General features: G+C 63.5%; 15 protein-coding genes. 8 read left to right on the top strand and 7 right to left on the bottom strand.

Annotated features, from left to right (window positions below):
* Nucleotides 1-168 precede the first annotated feature (168 nt).
* The 5 genes from ilvN to EHS19_RS08625 form a co-directional block, all read right to left on the bottom strand.
* On the bottom strand, nt 169-723 hold the full coding sequence (ilvN, locus tag EHS19_RS08645) for an acetolactate synthase small subunit (RefSeq protein ID WP_151917357.1): 555 nt from the start codon (nt 721-723) through the stop codon (nt 169-171).
* A gap of 80 nt (nt 724-803) precedes the next feature.
* On the bottom strand, nt 804-2,789 hold the full coding sequence (locus EHS19_RS08640) for an acetolactate synthase large subunit (protein WP_151917356.1): 1,986 nt from the start codon (nt 2,787-2,789) through the stop codon (nt 804-806).
* Nucleotides 2,790-3,230: 441 nt separating this feature from the next.
* Nucleotides 3,231-3,899 (bottom strand): ribonuclease III, encoded by a 669-nt coding sequence (gene rnc / locus EHS19_RS08635; protein ID WP_241677176.1) that lies wholly within the window; start codon nt 3,897-3,899, stop codon nt 3,231-3,233.
* A gap of 757 nt (nt 3,900-4,656) precedes the next feature.
* Nucleotides 4,657-6,999 carry an ABC-F family ATP-binding cassette domain-containing protein gene (locus EHS19_RS08630; RefSeq protein ID WP_151917355.1) on the bottom strand — a complete coding sequence of 781 codons (2,343 nt, stop codon included), beginning with the start codon at nt 6,997-6,999 and terminating at the stop codon, nt 4,657-4,659.
* Nucleotides 7,000-7,060: 61 nt separating this feature from the next.
* Nucleotides 7,061-7,810, bottom strand: coding sequence for a type 1 glutamine amidotransferase (locus EHS19_RS08625; protein ID WP_151917354.1), 750 nt, complete (start codon nt 7,808-7,810; stop codon nt 7,061-7,063).
* Between the two features lie 177 nt (nt 7,811-7,987).
* Between EHS19_RS08625 and cysS the strand changes: the two genes are divergently transcribed.
* Entirely contained in the window at nt 7,988-9,688 is a 1,701-nt protein-coding gene (cysS, locus tag EHS19_RS08620) for a cysteine--tRNA ligase (protein WP_151917353.1), read from the top strand.
* Between the two features lie 118 nt (nt 9,689-9,806).
* Here the strand turns inward: cysS and EHS19_RS08615 are convergent, their stop codons facing one another.
* The gene (locus EHS19_RS08615) at nt 9,807-10,715 is read right to left on the bottom strand and encodes a cation transporter (RefSeq protein WP_151917352.1); all 909 of its coding nucleotides are present in this window, start codon (nt 10,713-10,715) and stop codon (nt 9,807-9,809) included.
* Between the two features lie 398 nt (nt 10,716-11,113).
* Between EHS19_RS08615 and EHS19_RS08610 the strand changes: the two genes are divergently transcribed.
* The 4 genes from EHS19_RS08610 (at nt 11,114) to EHS19_RS08595 (ending at nt 15,241) form a co-directional block, all read left to right on the top strand.
* On the top strand, nt 11,114-11,446 hold the full coding sequence (locus EHS19_RS08610) for a FitA-like ribbon-helix-helix domain-containing protein (RefSeq protein WP_151917351.1): 333 nt from the start codon (nt 11,114-11,116) through the stop codon (nt 11,444-11,446).
* A gap of 5 nt (nt 11,447-11,451) precedes the next feature.
* Entirely contained in the window at nt 11,452-11,871 is a 420-nt protein-coding gene (locus EHS19_RS08605; RefSeq protein WP_241677175.1) for a type II toxin-antitoxin system VapC family toxin, read from the top strand.
* A 165-nt stretch (nt 11,872-12,036) separates the two neighbouring features.
* A complete protein-coding gene (ffh, locus tag EHS19_RS08600; protein ID WP_151917349.1) occupies nt 12,037-13,683 on the top strand; it encodes a signal recognition particle protein in 1,647 nt (548 codons plus the stop codon).
* A gap of 277 nt (nt 13,684-13,960) precedes the next feature.
* Nucleotides 13,961-15,241, top strand: a complete 1,281-nt coding sequence (locus EHS19_RS08595; RefSeq protein WP_175578388.1) for an endonuclease/exonuclease/phosphatase family protein — start codon at nt 13,961-13,963, stop codon at nt 15,239-15,241.
* Nucleotides 15,242-15,466: 225 nt separating this feature from the next.
* On the opposite strand, the gene EHS19_RS08590 is transcribed toward EHS19_RS08595, so the two are convergent.
* Complete coding sequence (locus EHS19_RS08590) at nt 15,467-19,804, bottom strand: phosphodiester glycosidase family protein (RefSeq protein WP_151917347.1); 4,338 nt, start codon at nt 19,802-19,804, stop codon at nt 15,467-15,469.
* Between the two features lie 354 nt (nt 19,805-20,158).
* Between EHS19_RS08590 and rpsP the strand changes: the two genes are divergently transcribed.
* From rpsP to rimM, 3 genes are read left to right on the top strand one after another with little or no spacing between them, the layout of a single operon-like run.
* Nucleotides 20,159-20,611 (top strand): 30S ribosomal protein S16, encoded by a 453-nt coding sequence (gene rpsP / locus EHS19_RS08585; protein WP_151917346.1) that lies wholly within the window; start codon nt 20,159-20,161, stop codon nt 20,609-20,611.
* 2 nt (nt 20,612-20,613) lie between these two features.
* On the top strand, nt 20,614-20,847 hold the full coding sequence (locus EHS19_RS08580) for an RNA-binding protein (RefSeq protein WP_094729693.1): 234 nt from the start codon (nt 20,614-20,616) through the stop codon (nt 20,845-20,847).
* A gap of 8 nt (nt 20,848-20,855) precedes the next feature.
* Nucleotides 20,856-21,458 carry a ribosome maturation factor RimM gene (gene rimM, locus EHS19_RS08575; RefSeq protein ID WP_151917345.1) on the top strand — a complete coding sequence of 201 codons (603 nt, stop codon included), beginning with the start codon at nt 20,856-20,858 and terminating at the stop codon, nt 21,456-21,458.
* The last annotated feature ends 464 nt before the right edge of the window (nt 21,459-21,922 follow it).

Genomic DNA, 21,922 nt, shown 5'->3' with positions numbered 1-21,922 from the left:
CCCCGCCCCACAACACACCCCAACGCACCCTCACAACGCACCCTCACAACGCACCCTCACAACAGAAAACGGCCGCCGACCTGCGCCGATCACCCATGATCAGCAGCAGGCCGACGGCCGTACCATATCAGACACCGGCATCAGCCGGCACCGCCAAGCAGAACCGTGTCAGCGCCCGGTAATCGCAGAACCGACCACCTTCTCAGCCAGCGCACGCGGCCCGCGCGTGACCGCGACCGCGCCGGAACGCACCAGTTCGATCACGCCGTAATGCTCAAGCAGACCCAACAGCGCGTCGATCTTGCCCTCCGCGCCCGTCGCCTCGATGGTCAGCGACTCGGGGTTCACGTCGACCACACGCACACGGAACAGACGCACGATCTCAAGCACATCGGAACGGTTCGACTCGTTGGCCGCCACCTTGATGAGCACCAGTTCGCGCTCGACGGTGGTCGTGGAGTCAAGATCGACGATCTTGAGCACATGCAGCAGCTTGTTGAGCTGCTTGATGATCTGCTCCAACGGCACCGACTCCACGTCGGCGGTCACCGTGATGCGCGAAATGTCCGGCCGCTCGGTGGGCGATACCGACAGCGAATTGATGTTGAACGCGCGCCGAGCGAACAGACCCGCCACGCGGGCGAGCACGCCCGGCCGGTTCTCGACGAGCACCGACAACGTGTGCCGTGCGGAACCCGGCTGCGATGCTGGATAATTAGCCATTGCACAATCTCCTTAACTCAAGCCCTGTCTGAAAACTCTGCGACTCATGCGACTCATGCGAGTCGAACGAGTCGAACCGGTCAGAACCCGGCGCCGTCCGCGGGGGACGCGGCCGCAGCGGCGCTGCCGGCACCTGCGCTGCCGGCACCTGCGCTGCCAGCACCTGCATTGCCGGCCTCGTCGGCGTGATGCAGCAGCGGCTGCGTGCCCGGGCGATACGTGACCGCATCGTTCGACGCGCCCGCCGCGACCATCGGCCACACCATCGCGTCCTTCCACACGCGGAAATCGATGAGCACCGGCCGGTCGTTGATCGCGTTCGCCTTGTCGATCGCAGCCAGCGCCTCCTCCTTGGTGAACGCGCGCAGACCCACGCAGCCATAGGCTTCGGCGAGCTTGACGAAATCCGGCACGTCGAAGAACTCCGGCGTGCCCTCCTCGGCCTCACTGTGCGCCTCGCCGTCCAGCAGATTCGTCTGCGAATAATGATGGTCGAAGAACAGCGTCTGCCACTGGCGAACCATGCCATACACCGAATTGTTGAGAATCGCGATCTTGACGGGCGTGTGGTCGAGGAACGCGGTCGCCAGCTCCTCGCTGGTCATCTGGAACGAACCGTCGCCGTCGATCAGCCACACCGGCTTCTTGCCGCCGAAATCGCGCGCCGAGCCGACCGACGCGCCGATCGCCGCCGGCAGACCGAATCCCATCGTGCCGAGGCCCCCCGAGGAGATCCACGAATGCGGCTTCTCGAAATCGACGAGCTGCGCGGCCCACATCTGATGCTGGCCCACACCGGACACCCAGATCGTCGCCGGGTCGGCCTTCGCGGACAGCTGCTCGACCACCCACTGCGGCTGCAGCGTGCCGTCGGTCGGCTGGTCCTCCGGCTCGTCGTAGCTGATCGAATAGCGTTCGCGCAGCGCGTTGAGCGAATCCCACCACGGTTTGAGATTCGGCCGGCCGCCGATCGCCTGCGACCGCTTGATCTCGGGAATCAGATCATTGAGCACCGTCGCCACATCGCCGACGATCGGCACATCGGGCGCACGGTTCTTGCCGATCTCCGCAGGATCGATGTCAATATGAATGACGCGGGCGCCGGGCGCGAACGCGTCCAGCTTGCCGGTCACGCGATCATCGAACCGCGCGCCGATCGCCACGAGCAGATCGCAGCGCTGCGCGGCGGCGGTCGCGGCGATGGTGCCGTGCATGCCCAGCATGCCGAGATTCCTCGGATCGGAATCCGGCACGATGCCGCGCGCCGGCAGCGTGGTCACGATCGGCGCGCCGGTGATCTCGGCCAGCTGAGCCACCTCCTTGGAGGCGTTCGAGCGGGCCGCGCCGCCGCCCACGTACAGCAGCGGGCGGTACGACTGCGCGAACAGGCGCGCGGCGTCGGCGAGCACGCGGCCATGCGCCTTGGTGACCGGATTGTAGCCGGGCAGAATCATGCGCTGCGGCCACGAATAGTACATTTCGCCGACCTGCGCGGTCTTCGTCAGATCGACGACCACCGGGCCGGGGCGGCCGGAACGGGCGATGTAGTGCGCCTCGGCGAGCACGCGCGGAATGTCCTGCGCGCTGGTGACCAGATACGAATGCTTGACGACCGGGTAGGTCGCGCCGACGATGTCCGCCTCCTGGAAGGCGTCGGTGCCGATCGCGTTGACGCCGACCTGGCCGGTGATGACCACCAGCGGCACGGAATCCATGTTCGCGTCGGCGATCGGCGTGATCATGTTCGTCGCACCCGGGCCGGACGTGACGATGCACACGCCCACGCGGCCGGTCGCCACCGCATAGCCCTCGGCCGCGTGGCCCGCCGCCTGCTCGTGGCGCACCAGCGTGAAGCGGAACTTCGTGTGCTCGTTGATCGCGTGGTACACCGGCAGAATCGCGCCGCCGGGCAGACCGAACACGTCCTGGACGCCCAGATCCTCCAGCGCCCGGACCAGCGCCTGGGCGCCGGTCATCTTCTCGCCGTCGACGACGGTCTGCCTGTCGTTGCCTGCGGATGCCTTCGGCACGCCGCTGAATGCCTGAAGAGGCGTTGGTGTCACCATGATCCCTTTCAACTCCATCACTCATCACTTACCGAGCATCGATGGTTGGGCACCGATGCTCGATTATCTCTCGTCAACGCATGTGTCTGGCCGACCGGACGGCGCCGCACTGGTGCGTGCCCGCTCCACCCGATTGTCGATTGCGCGATAGTCGGCCGCGCGGGTGGCCTTCGCGGATACTCGTGGCGTCTGGCGCCGGCCACCCATCGCCATGATGGACCATAGTAATGGCTGGCTATGAAATGCGCCGGGAGTGCCCATATTGTAGCTATGGCATGTTTGCAGGTGCGCGGGGGTGGACGAGGTGATCAGTCGCGGCACTCGTCGCTGCAATCAGACGCAGCCAGACGCAGCCAGATACCGCACTCAGCAGCAGCCAGCCGCAGCGATCAGCCGCCGTACTCAGCCGCAGCGATCAGCCGCCGTACTCAGCCGCAGCGATCAGTCGCCGAGCGCGCGCCACGCCTGTTCGGCGGCGGCGAGCTGCGCCTTGCGTTTGCTGGTGCCCGTACCGGTGCCGTATACCTTGTCATCGTCGCCGATCAGCGCCTCGGCGGTGAAGATCTGCGCGTATTCAGGACCGGAGATCGCCATGCGATATCGCGGATCGCCCATGCCATGCTGATGCGCCTTGACCTCCAGCGAGGTCTTCCAATCAAGCGCAGGTCCCTCGGTCGCCACCTCGGCAAGCGTATCGTCAACCAGATGATGCACCACGCGACGCGCCTCGTCGATGCCATGCGAGATGAACGTGGCGCCGATCAACGATTCGACGATGTCGCACAGAATCGAGCTTTTCTCATTGCCATGCTGCTCCATTTCGCCCTTGCCAAGCAGAATGTACGGACTGACGTGCAGCTTCTCGCGGGCGATCGCGCTCAGCGACTCCTCGCTGACCGCCTTCGCGCGCATCTTGGCGAGCTGGCCTTCGCTCATGTCGGGGTGCGCGGCGAACAGCGTCTCGGTGGCGACGAGCTCCAGCACCGCGTCGCCAAGGAACTCCAGCCGTTCGTAGTTCGGCGCACCCGGATGCTCATGCGAGAACGAGCGATGGGTGAGCGCCTGCACGAGCAGCTGCGGCTCCAGCGTGGTGCCGAGCGCCTTGAGCAGCGCCTGCGCGGGTTCTTCATTGGCCTGCGCGGTCGATACGCGCGTGACCGGCGTGGCGTGGGTGGGGGTGGTCTGCGTGGTTGCATCTGCAGTGGCTACGGCGTTCGCGGCGGCTACGGGCGCGGCAATGGTGCTGGCGGCGTCCGCGGTGAATACGGTAGCGGTGGCTACGGTCGCACTCGATGCATCTGCAACGGGCGTGGAATCGGCACGATGCGCGTGCTTGTGATTGTCATTCGTCTTGGTGTCTTGCGTCATGAACTCTTCTTTATCGCGCCACATGGACGGTACGCCACGCGCGGATTATCGTCGCAGATTGTCACATGGATTGCCACACGACGACAAAATCACCACAAAAACGCGCCGCGTGCCAGTCCCCGCAGCGCAGTCCCCGCAGCGCAAGATAATCTCGGGAAGAACCCCAAGCTCGAGAATAACTTGCGCTAACAGAGCAATCAGCGCAAGGTTTTCTCGGGATTTACCTTGAATTCGAGATTCTCTTGCGCAAACACGGCTCTCAGCGCAAGCTTTTCTCGAAATCAGGGTTTTCTGCGAGAATAACTTGCGCTACTGGGCATTGCGCTACTGGGCATTGCACTACTGTGCTCGGCCTGCAATCAGTGTCCCATCTCCACGCAAACGGGAGAAGCCTCCTCAATAATGAGGATTTCGCCCCCTGCCAGCTTCGTCACGCAGTCGGGTGCGGCGCGCAGGCGCGCTGTGGCGGGGACCTGCGCACGGGCGCGCGGCACTGCGGCTATCGGCCAAGCTGCTCGGAGAGCTCCATCCACTCGGCGGTCAGCGCGTCGGATTCGTCGGTCACCGCCTTGAGCTGTGCGTTCAGCGCGTTCAAGCCCTCGTAGTCGCTCGGGTCGTGCGCTGCCATCTGCTCCTCAAGATCAGCCTGCTGCTCCTCGAATTTCGCCAGTTTGCGCTCGATCGCGGCGACGCGCTTCGACGCATCGTGGAACGCCTTGCCAGTGAGCTTGGATTCGCCGTCGTCCCCGTTCGCCGACGATGCCGACGCAGACGTTGCCAACGCACCAGACCCGTCCGCTCCGCCGTCAGACCCATTGCCGGCGGTAGCACCGGCCGCACCGGCAGCACCGAACGCGCCGAATTCCTGCGTCGCACCGCCACGACCGCCCTTCTTCCTGCCATAGGCCGGTTCGTCGACGGGCAGCGGCTTGCCGTTCCTGAGATCCTCGACCATGTCGAGATAGTCCTGCACGCCGCCGGGCAGATGACGAATCTTCCCGCCGATCAGCGCGAACTGCTGATCGGTGACGCGCTCCAACAAATAGCGATCGTGCGAAACGACGATCAGCGTGCCGGGCCAGGTGTCGAGCAAATCCTCCATGACGGCGAGCATATCGGTGTCGAGATCATTGCCGGGCTCATCCATGATCAGCACGTTCGGCTCGTCCAGCAGAATCAGCAGCAGCTGCATGCGGCGCTTCTGACCGCCGGACAGATCGCGGATCGGCGTCATCAGCTGGGCGGACTCGAAGCCGAGTCGCTCCATCAGCTGACCGGGCGTGACCTCCTTGCCATCGACGATGTAGCTCGGCTTGTAGCGGCTCAGCACCTCTTTGATCTTGTAGTTGCCGAGCTTCTCCAACTCGTCGAGCCGCTGCGACAGCACCGCGAACTTCACGGTCTTGCCGATGTTCACACGACCGGCGGTCGGTGTCAGCGTGCCGTCGATCAGTTTGAGCAGCGTCGATTTGCCGGCGCCGTTCGCTCCGACGATGCCGAATCGGTCGCCGGGACCGATCAGCCAGGTCACATCATCGAGAATCTCGCGTCCGGAAACGACGACTCGCCGCGCCGCCGACGTGGCCTGCGCCGCATCATCGATGCCGCCGCCGATCGTCTCGCCGCCCTTGTTGCGGCGTCGGGTCTCGCGCTCATCATCCGACATCGCCGCCTCGGCGCGCGCGGCAGCCGCAGCGGCCGCAACCGCCTCGGGAACGCCGGCGTCCACCAGACGCGGATCATCCATGTCGGTCACGGCAACCTCAAGCGAGCCGTGCACCTGCGGCTCGGCGTACATCGGCCTGACCACGTCCACGTTCGACGGCGCATTCGCGGCAGCCGCAGCATTCGCATCGTCGATTGCAGCATCATCGGCAATATCGGCAATATCAGCAATATCAGCAATATCAGCAATATCAGCAACGTCTGCGGCATCGCCCCGCCGCTTCTCGAAGATCTGCGTCACATCGATCAGATCAACGACCTGCTTGCCGAGCCGCGACGTCGCCATCTGCCTGAGCTCGATGGAATTGCGCACCGGCGGCACATCGGCGATCAGCTCGCGCGCCGCCTTGACATGGAACTTCTGCTTGGTCGACCGCGCCCGCGCCCCGCGCGACAGCCACGCGAGCTCCTTGCGGGCCAGATTGCGCCGCTTCGTCTCGCGCACGTCGGCCTGACGGTCACGTTCCACGCGCTGAAGCATATAGGCGGAGTAGCCGCCCTCGAACGGCTCGATCACGCCGTCGTGCACCTCCCACATGGATTCGCAGACCTCGTCGAGGAACCAGCGGTCATGCGTGACGAGCAGCAGCGCGCCCTGCCCGCGCGACCAGCGGTTCTTCAGATGCTCCGCCAGCCAGTGGATGGTGACCACGTCCAGATGGTTCGTCGGCTCGTCAAGCGCGAGAATATCCCAATCGTGCAGCAGCAGACGTGCAAGATCGGCGCGACGGCGCTGACCACCCGACAGGGAGCCGACCTTCGCATTGAGATCCATGCCGCCGAGCAGCGCTTCGACGATCTCGCGGGAGCGCGTGTCGGCCGCCCACTCGTAGTCGGCGCGCCCCTCCAGCGCCGCCTCGCGGATCGTGGCGGCGTCATCAAGCGGATCGCGCTGATCAAGCATGCCGAACGTCAGCCCGCCGCGCTTCGTCACGCGGCCGGAATCCGGCTCCTGCGTGCCGCGGAAGAGATGCAGCAGCGTTGATTTGCCGTCGCCGTTGCGGCCGACGATGCCGATGCGATCGCCCTCGAACACACCCTGCGTCACATCGGTGAAGATGGTTTTGGTGGCGAAGGCGAGCGAAACGTGTTCCAATCCAATATCGTAAGTCGGCATGATTCACTAACTTAGCGGCATGCTTACCCAGCGGGCGACCAACGGTGCACTCAGCGGGTGCCTACACCGCGGGCTGCGCCGACGCGGCACCCAGCGTCTGCGCGTAGGCGTTGCATCGGGCGGCGAAACCGGAGAACACCTGATCGGCCAGCGGCTGAATCTGCGGATTGCACGCGGCGAACGCCTCGCGCAGCTGAGCCTTGGAGCCGCCGGCCGCCTTGAGATCCTTGACCATCGACGGCTCGTCGAGCCACTCCTCCAACAGCGTGGGCGTGACCTCCAAATGGAACTGAAGACCAAGCGCGGAACCGACGCGGAACGCCTGCACCTTGGTGTGCTCGGAACGCGCCAGCAGCTGCGCGCCGGCCGGCAGTCCCACGACGTCGTTGTGCCAGTGCAGCACGTCGATCTGCTTGTCCCACATCGAGAAGAACCCGTGCTTGTCCACGCGCTTGATCGGGGCGAATCCGATCTCCGGCCGCTCGCCCTTGGCGAGTTTCGCCCCCAACGCCGTGGCGATGATCTGATGTCCGAGGCATACGCCAAGCACTGGCTTGCCGACGCTGATGGCGGCACGGACCAGTTTCGCCTCGGCCTTGAGCCCCGGATAGCGGTCGTAGTCGAGCGCGCCCATCGGCCCGCCCATGACGACCAGACCGGCCATCTGGTCGAAATCCGGCAGATCCGGCTTCTTGGACTTGGCGATGTTCACCACCGTCGAAGCGACACCGAGATCGTCAAGACCGTCGAGAATGCGTCCGGGCTTCTCCCACGGAACATGCTGCACGATTAGCACCTGCGATTGCGTCATACCCCCTATTGTTACATCACCTACGTAACGAACCGACACCGTTTCTTTACATTCCCGCTTGTATTCCGCTTGCATTCCCGCGTTGCAATCGGCTGGTGCAGACTAAGCCCTGAGCGAGCATACGTGCCGATGCGCCGACGAGCGCGCATTGTCGGCGAACATGAATACCCTCGAACTATGACACAGCCTCGCGAATCGCTTCATTCCAATGTTTCCCAAACGTCTGGCGCCGGCACGTCTGGCGCCGGCACGTCTGGCAGCGTATCCGGTACCGCGGCCACCGTCGCCAAGGCGGCGGACGGCCTTCGCGTGTACGACACCGCCACGCATGCGGTCGCGCATTTCACGCCGATCAAGCCCGGCAAGGTCGGCATCTACGTGTGCGGCGCCACCGTGCAGTCATCGCCGCACATCGGCCACATCCGCGCGGCGGTCGCGTTCGACGTGGTGCGCCGCTGGCTGCTGCGTCTGGGATATGACGTCACGTTCGTGCGCAATGTGACCGACATCGACGACAAGATTCTCGACAAGGCCGCCGCGGCCGGGCAGCGCTGGTGGGCGCGCGCCTACCATTACGAGCGCGAGTTCACGCAGGCGTACGACACGCTCGGCGTGCTGCCGCCCACCTACGAACCGCGCGCAACCGGTCACATGATCGACATGATCGATCTGATCCGGCGCATCATCGCCAACGGTCACGGCTACGTGGTGCGCGACGAGCACGGCAACCCCACCGGCAACGTGTATTTCGACGTGGCCAGCTGGCCGCACTATGGCGAGTTGACGCATCAGAAGCAGAGCGCCGACGGCACGCCTGCCGCAGAACCCGACGAGGCTGCCGCGGTTGCGGATCGCATGGGACCGAGCGTCGATGCGGCGGGCGGCGACAAATACAATCCGGTCGATCCGGCCGACATGTCGCCCGACAAGCGTGATCCGCGTGATTTCGCGTTGTGGAAGGCGCCGAAGAGCACCGATCCGCTCGACGCGCGCTGGGCGACGCCGTTCGGCGTGGGGCGCCCCGGCTGGCATATCGAATGCTCGGCGATGAGCCACCGCTATCTGGACGGCATGTTCGACATCCACGGCGGCGGCCTCGATCTGCGGTTCCCGCACCACGAGAACGAAATGGCGCAGACTCGGGCGGCCGGCTACGATTCGGCGGCGCATTGGATGCATTCGGCATGGGTGACGACGAAGGGCGAGAAGATGTCGAAGTCGCTGGGCACCGGTCTGTCCGTGCCCTCGGTGCTGGCCGCGCATTCGGCATGGGTGGTGCGCTACGCGCTCGGTTCGGTGCAGTACCGCTCGATGCTGGAATGGTCGGATCAGGCGCTGGTCGAGGCGCAGGCCGCCTATGATCGCGTGGCGAACTTCATCGAACGCGCCGGCGTCGCGCTGGGCGGGCAGCCCGATCGCGGCGAGATCGAATCGATGGGCGCGGACGCGCTGCCGGCTGATTTCACCGCCGCCATGAACGATGATTTCAATGTTTCAGGCGCGACTGCGGCGATCTTCACGGCGATTCGCTCCGGCAACACGCTGCTCAGCGAGCTTGCCGACCGCGCGGATTCTCAGGTCGCGCGCGACGAGGTGCGCGCCGTGCTGGTGTCGGTGCGAGCCATGCTCGACACGCTGGGTCTGGACCCGCTCGCCGAGCCGTGGGTTGGCGGCGGCGCTGCGGAAGCCGGCGAGGACGGCGGCGAGTCGCGCGAGCATGAGGTGCTCGACGCGCTGGTGGCCGAGCAGCTGGCCGCACGCGCGCAGGCTCGCAAGGAGCGCGATTTCGCGAAGGCGGATACGATTCGCGATGCGCTCAATGCCGCTGGCATCATGATCGAGGACGGCCCGCAGGGGTCCACCTGGAGCCTCAAGTAGCCGATCAGACTCGATCAGACTCGATCAGGCTGACGCGTCATTGGCTGGCGTTGTCTGATATCAGGCAAAAGCTGATGTCAGACAACGCCAGCCGGCCAAGCCTCAATTGCAGGCACGCTCAGTCGAATACGAAATCGACATCCACGATGTGCAGGCGTTTCTTCAGCTCGCTTTCCAGCGAACGCTTGCATTCGACGAGATTTTCCACGTCGATGGTCTCCCCCGTACCCGCAAGATACACGTCGACCGTGTAGTTCATGCCGGTCTTGAAGATCAGCGTCTGCTCGTATTCGGTGTTGCTTGGCAGATGACGCTGTGCCGCGCCCTCCACGAAGGCGTTGGTCTCGTCGTCGTCATGCACGCCGCCGACCAATTCCACGAACGCCTCCTTGAGCACACTGAAGGGCTCCTTGATCGTGAACAGCACCAGTGCGACGGTGATGAAGAAATCGCCGGTGTAGTGCAGGAATCCAAGCGCGCCGCCGTCCGGCAGAAACAGCAGAATCACGGCGACGACGCCGATGCCGAACGACATCGCGCCATCGACCAGCGTGCTTTTGCACTCGGCGTCCAGCATGACGCTGGAATTGCGTATGCGACGGTTCTCGCGGCGATAGTACAGGAATAGTCCGAGGCAGATGAGCACCATGGCGATCTCGTAGATCACCACCGGGCCGGTCTCGATCTTCTGCCCCTGCCCCAGCACGAAATAGTCGTAGGCGACCTGAGACACGTCGATCAGCGAGAACAGCAGCAGCGAGAGCGTGAACATCGCCTTGCAGATCGCATAGATCGGCTCAAGCGCGAACAGTCCGTTCGGGAATCGGTCGGTGGTGCGCACAGTGCGCGAGGAGAGATACACGGCGACGATGCCTGACAGCACCGAGATCGTGGTGAATGAGAAATCAAGGAACAGCGCCTTGAGTCCGGTCATGAAGAACACGGCCATGCCGGCCGCGACCTGAACGACGTTGACGATGGTCCCGACAAGCAGGGCCTTTCGTTCTATGGTTTTGTTATTGGGCATGTGTGGGCCTTCCATATTGCACGGCATGTCTGCGTTGGCCCGGTGGCTCACGGGGCGCACGGCAGTCTGCGTATAGGTGGTGTCCGAAGAAATTTCAATACAGCATAGGCATCTGAGAAAATCTGCGGAATAGTTTGCCCCCTTAGTGTACCGGCACCCCCCGAATCGGAGTTCCGTCCTGAGCTGAAACGCCGATTGTGCATGTCGCGCGATTGTGCCCAATACCGCGAGACGCCAATGCGGCGCGTCGTCCGGCATGTCGCAGTCAGGGCACTTTGCTAGCATTTTGATTACAGATTTGATGGCATTTTGACAGCATATTGTGACTGCATATCGCGATCGCGCATAGCGATCGCATAGCGAGTATTAAGCGACTACAAACTAGAAGGAGGCACCCCATGGCAACACTCACCATCCGCAAACTGGAGGACGCGACTCTGGAGGCTTTCAAGGCATCGGCCAAGGCCAACAATCGTTCGACGGAGGCCGAGGCGAGATCGCTCATCGAGGATTTCGTCGCGGGGCGAATCGTTCGGCACGAGATGGAACAGTCCAATTTCTACGACCGCCTTCGGGACTTCATGGCGCACGAGGGAATCGCGGGATTCGACGCAGACGAACTGCCCGATGAGGGCCGCAATCATGCCGAAGAACGACCGCAGGTCGGTTTCGACGATGGTCGCAATGAGCGTGATCAGGACGAACATGAGCGAGACGAGGCCGGATCGTGATCATCATGGACACCAACGTGATCAGCGAAACGCTGCGGCCACGGCCAAACCCCAATGTCATCGCCTGGATGCGGCATGTCAACATCGAGGAGCTGACCACGACCTCCATCACCACGGCCGAGCTGTTCGACGGCATATGCCGCATGCCGAGGGGTCGCCGCCGAAGTCAACTGGCGAAGACCGTGGACTATGCGCTCATGCCGTTCATGGATCGCATCCTTACGTTCGACGGCACCTCGGCATTGGACTATGCGCAGATTCGAGCGCACCGAGAGACGATCGACCGACCGATCAGCGTGCAGGATGCGATGATCGCCGCAATCGCCCGATCACGCGGAGTCATGCTGGCCACCCGCAACGTCAGGGACTTCGAGCATACCGGTGTCACGCTCATCGACCCGTGGAAGGAGACAGCATTGCGGTAGCGAGCTGCATCGCGTTCATATGACCGACGTAATACTGACCAATGGCCAACCCATGACCGACCTATGGTTGATCTATGACCGACCCGTGACCGGTCTGCGATCAGCCCATGGCTGACGGTTCGCAACGCTCGGTTTTCACCCCCCATGGATAGACTGGTTCGCATTATGGCAGCATTTAGTTCTTTGACGGACCGACTCTCGAATGCGTTCAAGCATCTCAAGAGCAAGGGCAAGCTTTCCGAGGCGGACATCGACGGCACCATCCGCGAGATCCGCCGCGCACTGCTCGACGCCGATGTGGCGCTGGAAGTGGTGCGTTCCTTCACCGGCCGCGTGCGCGAGCGCGCTCTGGGCGCCGAGGTATCCAAGGCACTCAACCCCGCGCAGCAGGTGGTCAAGATCGTCAACGAGGAGTTGACAGCGGTTCTCGGCCAAGGCGTCGACCGTCCGCTCAACTTCGCCAAGAATCCGCCGACGATCATCATGCTCGCCGGTCTGCAGGGCGCCGGCAAGACCACGCTCGCAGGCAAGCTCGGCTACTGGCTCAAGGATTCGGGGCACACTCCGCTGCTGGTGGCGGCCGATCTTCAGCGTCCGAACGCCGTGACGCAGCTGCAGGTGGTCGGCGAGCGCGCCGGTGTGCCGGTGTATGCCCCCGAGAAGGGCGTGCAGTCCGATGGCGGAGACGCGGTATCCGCGCCCGGTCTGACGACCGGCAACCCGGTGAAGGTGGCTCGCGATTCGATCGACTTCGCTCGCCAGAAGCTCTATGACACGGTCATCATCGATACCGCAGGCCGTTTGGGCGTTGACGAGGCTCTGATGAAGCAGGCGCGCGACATTCGCGATGCCGTGCACCCCAACGAGATCCTGTTCGTCATCGACGCGATGATCGGTCAGGATGCGGTCAAGACCGCCAAGGCGTTCGACGAGGGCGTGGATTTCACCGGCGTAGTGCTCTCCAAACTCGACGGCGACGCACGAGGCGGTGCCGCACTGTCTGTGGCATCCGTCACCGGCAAGCCGATCCTGTTCGCATCCACCGGCGAGGGCCTGAAGGACTTCGAGGTCTTCCATCCGGATCGCATGGCGTCGCGCATCCTCGACATGGGCGACATCCTCACCCTCATTGAACAGGCGCAAAAGCAGTTCGACGAGGAGGAGGCGCGCAAGGCGGCCGCGAAGATGGCCGAGGGAGAGTTCGGTCTCGACGACTTCCTCGATCAGCTTCAGCAGGTGCGCAAGCTCGGCTCCATGAAGTCGCTGCTCGGCATGATCCCCGGCATGGCCCAGCATCGCAAGGAGCTGGAGCAGTTCGACGAGCATGAGATCGACCGCACCGAGGCGATCATCCGCTCGATGACTCCGGCCGAACGACGCAATCCGAAGATCATCGACGGTTCGCGCCGCGCTCGCATCGCATACGGCTCTGGCAATACGGTCTCGGCGGTCAACGCGCTGCTGCAGCGGTTCGAGCAGGCCGCGAAGATGATGCGCCGCATGTCGAACCGCGGCGGCATGGGCGGCGGCATTCCCGGCTTCGGCGGCCCGGGGGCCAGCAAGAAGAACGCCAAGAAGGCCAAGAAAGGCAAGAAGGCAAGCCGTTCCGGCAACCCGATGAAGCGCGAGGCCGAGGAGAAGGCATTGCGCGATCGACTGTCCGGCAAGTCGTCGGGAACCACGGGTGGATCGGCATTCGCCAAGAAGCCGCAGAATCCCGCGCTTCCGGCCGGCCTGCAGGACGTGCTGGACGCGAACGGCGGCCAGCTTCCGCCCAACTTCGGTCAGGGGCTGTCCGGTCTGCTCGGCTGAGCAATGGCTCACCTGAGCCGCTGCTTTGGATGAATACTACAGAATGCCGCGCCGCAATGCGCTCAAGAGCGCACAAGACGCGGCATTCCTTGTTCAGACTGCTGTTGACTGACTTCAGCTTCAAGCGTCACACCCAGCCCGCACAGGTCCGCATCAACCGGTCGGTTTGGCGAATCAGCTCACCGAGCATCGTCATGCGTGTCATACGCTAGACTGCGCATATGTCTGAATGCGCGTATTACGCGTATTACGCGTATTGTGCGTATGGAGGTGTACATTGAGCTGGCTGATATGGACCTGCCTGGTCATTCTGGCACTGTGGATTGCGCTCGGATCATTGCCCGCCGGCGCGGACGCTCATATGCCGCTGCCATATATGATCGCGCTGATCCCGTTGATGTGGGTGCCGGCAGCGGCACTGGCAATCCTTGCCGCCGTTATGCGCAATTGGCCGGCGCTGGCAGTGGCATTGGCACTCCTGCTCGCCGCGCGACTGCGTCATCTGCGCTATTGGCTGCACCCCCTGCAAAAGCATGACGGTTCCTCCACCGCGATCCCGCCGGTCAAGTCCGCCAGTGCAACGGTGACGACGATGACGCTCAATTGCCGGTATGGCCGTGCGGATGCCAGCGACATCGTCGCCAAGGTACGCGACCATCACGTCGATGTACTCGCCTTGCAGGAGATGACCGACGATCTGGTCAAACGGCTGGAACAGGCGGGATTGCAGCAGCTCCTGCCCTACCGTCAGCTCGGCGAATCGCATGAACGCACCGACAACGGCGGATTCAACGGTATATGGTCGGCAATCAGACCGGTCGCAAGCACCCACAGCATCATCGACATACCAGCCGCCGACGTACCAGCGATAACACTGGAAATCACAGATCGCCTGTTCATGCAACGGTCGGCGGACGGCAGCCGGGGCGATACCGCCAGCACCACCACAGGAAGCGACGCTACCATCATTGCACGCAGTGCAGCCGGTGGCGGCGATACCGCCGGTATGCGCACCATGCGCCTGACGTTCGCGTCGGTGCATACGAAATCCCCAATGCGAGGCTGCCGTGAATGGTCGGCGGGCATACGCGGACTCGGCGGACTGATCGCCATGTCACGAAACGACTACGCGCGATACGGCTCGATCATTGCGATGGGCGATCTCAACGCGACCATCGACCATCCGAGCTGGCGCGAACTGCTGCGTGAAGGATTCCAGGACACGACACTCCAGTTGGCGCACGGGCACACCAACACATTCGCTCGCTGGCTGCCTTGGCCGCGCCTCGAACTCGACCATGTGATGATCGCCGCGCCGACGACTTCAGCACCGAGAGTGACTCGGCATGCAACGGTATCGCAACCGCAAACATCGCAGTCAACAACATCACGATCGGAAGCGCTAGGTCCGGAAGCACCACGACCGGAGGCACCACATTCTGCGGCACCAGCCGAAACCGATCCCGCAACACAGACACAACCCGTTGCAGCGCGTACAACATCAGTCGTCATCAACGATTCCGACCACTTGGCACTCATCGCAACGCTGCGCATATAGCGACAAAGCCCCCACCACGCAGGGAAGCGCCCACCGTGTAGGGAATCTCCCATGATGTAGGGATACGCCAAACGCCAAGGTTGGCAGAACGGCGGAATTCCGCCATTTTGCCAACCAGCGCGATGAGGCGTTCCCTACATCATGCGTATTTGCCTACATCATGCGAGGAACCCTGCATCATGGGGATTCATGCAATGGAGGTCAGGTCCACCGCTGACGGTCGTATTACCGCTGATGGCGGTCGGACCGGGAGGCGCGAGTGGCGCGTCGGCCGGCCGCAACGCCCATGGCGAGCAGGACCGCCGCAACCAGCGCCACGGGAGCGGTGTCGGAGCCGGTGGCACCGAGCCGGTCCTGCGACTGGCCCTTGTTCGGCCTCTTGCCAACCGTCTGCTGACCACCGTGCTGACCACCGTCCGGCGTGGTCTGCTGGCCCGGCTGATCACCGGGCTCGCCCGGCTTGCCGCCCGGCTGCCCGGACTCGCCCGGGTTGCCGCCAGGCCGCCCCGGGTTGCCAGGCTGGGTCGCGGCGACGACCGTCGCGGTCGGATCGGACTCGACCGTCGCCGTGTCATAGCCCTCCCGGCTCACCGTCGCGCGCGCAGCCAGCCTGTGCCCCTCATCCGCGGCGACCGGCGTGTACACGGCACCGGTCGCACCCGCGATCACCCGTCCGTCACGCAGCCACTGCCACGCCACATCAGCGTTCCTCGCCCAGTCGCCAAGCGACCCGGTAAGCCGCAAGCCGACCCTCGCCTCGCCGCCGACCCTCGGCTTGGCCGCAGCGAAACGCGCGTTGCCGATCGTCACGTCCACGCTCGACTCGACCCCGCCGATCCGGGCGGTCACGCGCACCCTGCCGCCATGCAGCGCGGTCAGCACGCCCGTCGTCGGATCCAGCACGGCCGCAGCCGACGCCGGCGCATCCTTCACACCGCCCACATGCAGGTTCGCGGAACCCGACCACGCCACGCTCATCGGCCACGCGATATCGATCGGCTTCGCATCCGCATACTGCCGGACCGTCCCCCGGATCGCCACACTCCGCCCGGGCTCGAGCTTCTCACCGCCATTGACCGGCGACAGCGACACCGAGGCCGCACGCACCCTCGTCTCCGCCACAAACCAGTCCGGATTGCCGTCGGCAAGACTCTTGCCGGCCGCCCTCCAACCGCCCTTCGACGGATCGATGCCCACCATCGACCAGCCCACGAACGCACCCTGCGGCGCATCGGTCGGCGTCTTGCCCGAATTGCCGTTCACCAGATACGACACGCCGTCGTCACGCTTCGCGTAGAAGTCACCCACATGCCCGTTGATCATCGCGACCGACTTGCCCGACCGGGCGCGGAAATCCGAGATCCACTCGCGCTCCATCTCGGCATCCAGACGATTGCCCAGCTGCGAGTTCTGCGGCACGTTCTGATCATCGATCGGCATGTGCTGCACGATCACCACGCCGCTGATCGCCTTGTTCGACTCGGCGTCATCCAACTGGTCACGCAGCATCCTGACCTGGGCGAAATCACTCGACAGCGACCCGTCGGCCGTGTTCAACGCAATGAACCGCGTGCCGCCGATATCGACGTGTCCGCTCGTCGCGCCCTTGAACCCGCCAAGCGCCGCGTTCCTGAAGTTGTCGATCGACGCGCCCATCACCTCATGATTGCCCGGCACGTAATACCACGGGAAACCCGCGTCCTTCAACCCCTCGTCAAGAATCCGCTTCGCAAGCTGGAAATCCGCCTCGGACGCCTCATCCACCAGATCACCCACAATGAACAGGGCATCCGGCTTCGCGGCCACGATCTCCCTGAGCGCGGCACGAGCACCATTCGCCTGCACGCTATCCGGCTCACGCGCCACAAACTGCGCATCCGACAGAATCGCAATACGCTGCGGCTTCCCATCCGTCACACCCGACTCACGAACCACCACATGATCCTCAACAAGCTGACGAGCAGGCAGTTCGACATCGGGAGCGATCTGCGCGGTCGGATCGTCAAACCATGCCTCGCCAACCGGCTGGTTCTCGCCGGTCTCCCAGATCGACAGGCCTTCAAGCTTGATCGGATAGGCCGTGCCTTCGGGAATCTGATAGGTCAGCTGCGCCCAATCGTTGCTCAGGCGATCACCATAGATGTACTTCATTTTGCCTTCGGCGTCACTGAAGGCAATGTAGGTCTGCGGGTTGTTCCCGGCCAAGACGCTGCCCTTCGCCCACACCTTGATGGTTTTGGGCTGGCCGGGGATCGGATACCCCTTGCCCTCGCCCTTCGGCCAGGTGTTGGCGGTGCGCGTGGCGGTCACGCCGGAGAAGTCGTAGGTCAGCTTTTCGCCGGTTTCGGTCTTGCCGTCGCGACCGATGGCCTTTTCGAGCGTCGCGCTCTTGTAGCGTGAACCGCTGACATGCCAATTGTCACGCTCGAACACGTCGCCGATGGTCACGATCGGCTTATCCACCAAGCCGACGGTGACGGCAACCTGCACCTTGTGACCGTTGACGGAGAAGGTAAGCGTCTCGCTACCGCTGTCGCCGACGGCCACAAGCTTGAGCGAGCCGTCAACCGGCTTTTCGATGCGGATCAGATCGTCCTTGTTGCCTTCGATCTTGACGTCCCGCGCCTCGATCGGCGCCGCGAAGCCGTTCGCATCGTGGCCGATCAACGTAAGCGTGGCCGACTGGTCACGCGCGATGAGCGACAGCGCGCTGTCGGATGCGGTGATGCGGCTCAGTTCGCCAAGGACCTCGACGTTCGCGGTGCCTGTCGCGGCTCCGGCGGAGGCGGATGCGGAAACTGCCGCGGTTCCGGTCTTCTCGCCCTTGACTTCTGCGGTGTTCGCATTCGCGGAATCAGCCTTGACGCTCACCTTGCCCGCAGCCGCGTTGCCCGCAGCCGCGTCGGCACCGCTGGGCGCGCCGGCGGCCCAGGCGACATCGGTCTTGACCGCGTTGCGCGCCTCATCGAAAGGCTTGGCGATCAGTGTTCGATGCAGACCGGGGAACACGCGCAGCGCCTTCGCATCTGAGGATGCGGCCGCGACCGCGATGCCATTGGCCTTGCCGGAGCTCGCCTTGGAGAGCACGAATCCGATGCCGTCGCCGTCAAGACGCTCATGACCATCCGAAGGCTGGTTCTGCACGCTCGATTTCTCGTCGCCGGGCTCGCGCACGTTCATCTGCGAGGAGCCGCCGCCATCGACGTTCACGGCGTCCCACGCGCCAAGATCGCGCATCAGATCGATCTCCTCGCTGAAGTTCATGCCCAGCGCATTGCTGGCACGGCCGTCGGCGACCACGTAGAACACGGTCTTGCCGTCCTTGCTCACGCCGAGCATCGTACGCGGGTTGCGGCCGGTGGCAAACGCATCGTTCGGGTCGAAGGCGACCGCCTGACCCTTGCTCAGCAGGCTCTGCCACACGCCGCCAGCCTCGGTGAGATCACCCATCGAGCGGTCGAAATCGTAGGAGATGGCGATCTTGTCACCGACCTTGACCTTGCCGAGCGCACGGCCCGCATCGGAGTCGGCGAGCGCATCCAGCGTCTGCACGCCTTCGGCAAGCTGGCCTTCGGTCGGCTCACCGACGGCCGTTACGGCACCGTTCTTGCCGACGGTGACCTCGATGCCCTTGCGACCATTAAGGAAACGGCCGCGATTGTAGGCGCCCCACTGCGCATTGAACAGCACCACGTCACCGTCATTCGCAACGGCGACGTTCAGGCGGTTGATCGTGATCGAATCGCCGTCATTGACCTTGGCCGAGCCCTTGAGCGTCATGGTGACGAGTCGGGCAAGCCCATCCGTGCCCTGAGCGATCGCCAGATCGTTGCCGGGGTCGCCGGACTTGACGAGCTGACCGCCGCTAACGCCCCAGCCGCCCGACGCACCACTGTTGTTGATGTCGAAGTGGTCAAGGTTGACACCGCCGACGGCACCTGCGGAATCGGTCATGTCAGTGACGGTCGCGCCAGGACCGCTGACGGTCTGCGGCTTGAGGTACTTCATCGAGACCGTGTCCTTGCCGATGGTCGCCTTGAGGATGTTGATCGGCTGGCGGCCATCGGCGTTGATGCGCTCGAATTCGTAGTGGCGCAGTCCGGGAGCGATATCGGTGATCTTCAGATTGTTGACGATGGCGGCACCGTTCTGGTCGAGGACCATGCCATCGACGGCTTTGGCTGCGGAACGGGTCGCGGAATACGGTTGCGCGGCGGATGCGGCTGCATCGCTGCCCGAGCGCGACGCCTTGGCTGCGGCATCCGCGCTGCTCGGCTTGACTTCAAGAGCGTTCAGTCCGTCCTGCAACTCGGGCGGGACGGGCGTACGGTCGTCGGCGAATGCAGCCGACGGACCGGTCGCGAGAGCAGCGGTGGTGGCGAAGGCCACGGCCGCAGCGGCGAAACGACGCCACATCGACCACGATCTGCGTTCCCTGGATTTGCGATCGTTGGATTTGCGATCGTTGGATTTGCGTTCCGTCGGCGGCATCGCACCGGCCGCCATTGTCATATCATCGCCGACGTTCCCTTTCCTCACGTCGACGGCGTTGGGTTCAGTCATGATTCCTCCTCCTACTCATGGACTGCCATTGCCGAGCGTAGAAGCGTCAGGCAAACGCAAGGTGATCGCAACCTTTCCATGGCGGATACGCATCTCGAAATCTGCGAGGCAGTGTGAGACAGTATGGGGCAGTATGGGTCTGCGACTGTGCGTCTGCGCGGCAGTACGGATGCGCGCCAGTACGGATGCGTGCCGCGGCGTGTCGCGCATCCGGGGAAGGCGTTATAATGGCACGGTTATTCGCAAGACTCGGTGCCCTCTACTCCCGGGCCTTGTGAGGAACACGTGGGCTCGGCGAGCTGCGCCCCACAATGCAAACCGAAACCACACCTTACATATATAAGGAGAGCCATCTTGGCAACCAAGATTCGTCTGAAGCGCATGGGTAAGAAGTTCTACGCGTACTACCGCGTGGTGATCATGGACGCACGCACCAAGCGTGACGGCCGCGCCATCGAGGAGATCGGTACGTACAACCCGAACACCCAGCCTTCGACCATCCAGATCAATTCCGAGCGCGCTCAGTACTGGCTCGGCGTCGGCGCTCAGCCGACCGAGCAGGTGCTCAACCTGCTCAAGATCACCGGCGACTGGCAGAAGTTCAAGGGTCTCGACGGTGCCGAAGGCACCCTGAAGACCGCCGAAGCCGGCCCGGATGCCGCCGCTCGCGTCGAGGCCGTCGAGGCCCAGGCCCAGAAGCTCAAGGCCGCGAAGTCCGAGGCGGACGCCAAGGCCAAGGCCGAGGCTGAGGCGAACGCTGAAGCCGCCGCTGAGGAGGCCCCGGCTGAGGAAGCGCAGGCTGAGTGATCATGCTCGCACAGGCTGTGGAACACCTCATCAAGAACATCGTCGACTTTCCCGATGACGTTTCGGTCAAGTCCCATGAGAATCCGCGCGGCGAACTGCTTCGCGTGCGCGTGAATCCGGAGGACATCGGCCGTGTCATCGGACGCAACGGGCGGACCGCGAATGCGATTCGTACCGTGATTCAGGCCTTGTCCGATCACAAGGTGCGCGTCGATATCATGGACGTGCGCAGGTGAGCCACAGCATGGAGCATCAACACCATGACGAGGACCCTCAGCAGCGCGAGTTGCTGAGGGTCTGTCGTATCGGACGCGCACAAGGTCTCAAGGGCGATGTCAACGTCTTCGCCTTCACGGACGAGCCGGACTATCGGTTCGCTCCCGGTTCCGCGCTGTGCACCGCCGACGGCGACGTCGAATACACCGTGGAACGTTCGCGCACCCACAACGGCCGATGGATCGTCAAATTCGAGGGTGTGGACGATCGCAACGCCTCCGAGGCGATCGCCGGCATCGACCTATACGGCGAAGCGGATGATCCGCAGGACATGCTCGACGAGGATGCTTGGTATCCCAAGGATCTGGTCGGACTTGAGGTACGCCTTGCCAAAGGCAACGGCCTCGGTCTGCCGACCGGTCAGGTGGTGGGGCGAATCGTCGATGTGCTTGACGGCTTCCAGTCGCTGCTGAAAGTGCGTCTTGCGAATCCGGTTCACGACCCCGAAACCGGTGAAGTGACCGAATCAACGGCGCTGGTGCCGTTCGTCGATCAGATCGTGCCCGACATCGACCTTGATGAGGGCTACGTGACGCTCGATCCTCCAGGCGGGCTGATTCCCGGACTGTGACAGCTGGACTGCTAAAGCTCCCTGTGACGACTGCATACAGCGGTCACAGGGAGCTGGCGGTCCGTCTTATAAAGCATACAAGCGTATAAAGCGTTGATGGGTTCCACTCCCGTCCCTTCCACGGCCGACTTCACTGCCTTCCCCTGGTGCCGCATGCGCAGTGGCATGCGTTCATTGCACTGGCATGTTGGTTGCCAATTGGCAACCAGTGGACTTGCGGCATACTGGCGCGCCTGAGATGTGGCCTGGTTTTTGTTCCGTGTTTCGCCTCATTGATGGGATTACGTTTGATGGGGGCGTCAACCATGCCCCAGGACATGCGTCAACTATCCGCTCGAACAAGACACTTGTCACGCGACGTCAAAATCGCCGAAAATCGCGTCGCGTGACAGACCGTGGCATTCCGTCGTCATGGGCCATAAGCGCAAAATGGCGGAATTCCAATGGATTGAACCAGGCTGACG

This window comes from Bifidobacterium jacchi, from assembly GCF_009078285.1.
Taxonomy (GTDB): domain Bacteria; phylum Actinomycetota; class Actinomycetes; order Actinomycetales; family Bifidobacteriaceae; genus Bifidobacterium; species Bifidobacterium jacchi.
The sequence above is the reverse complement of the archived record's forward strand: the minus strand, read 5'-3'. Positions and strand labels throughout refer to the sequence as shown.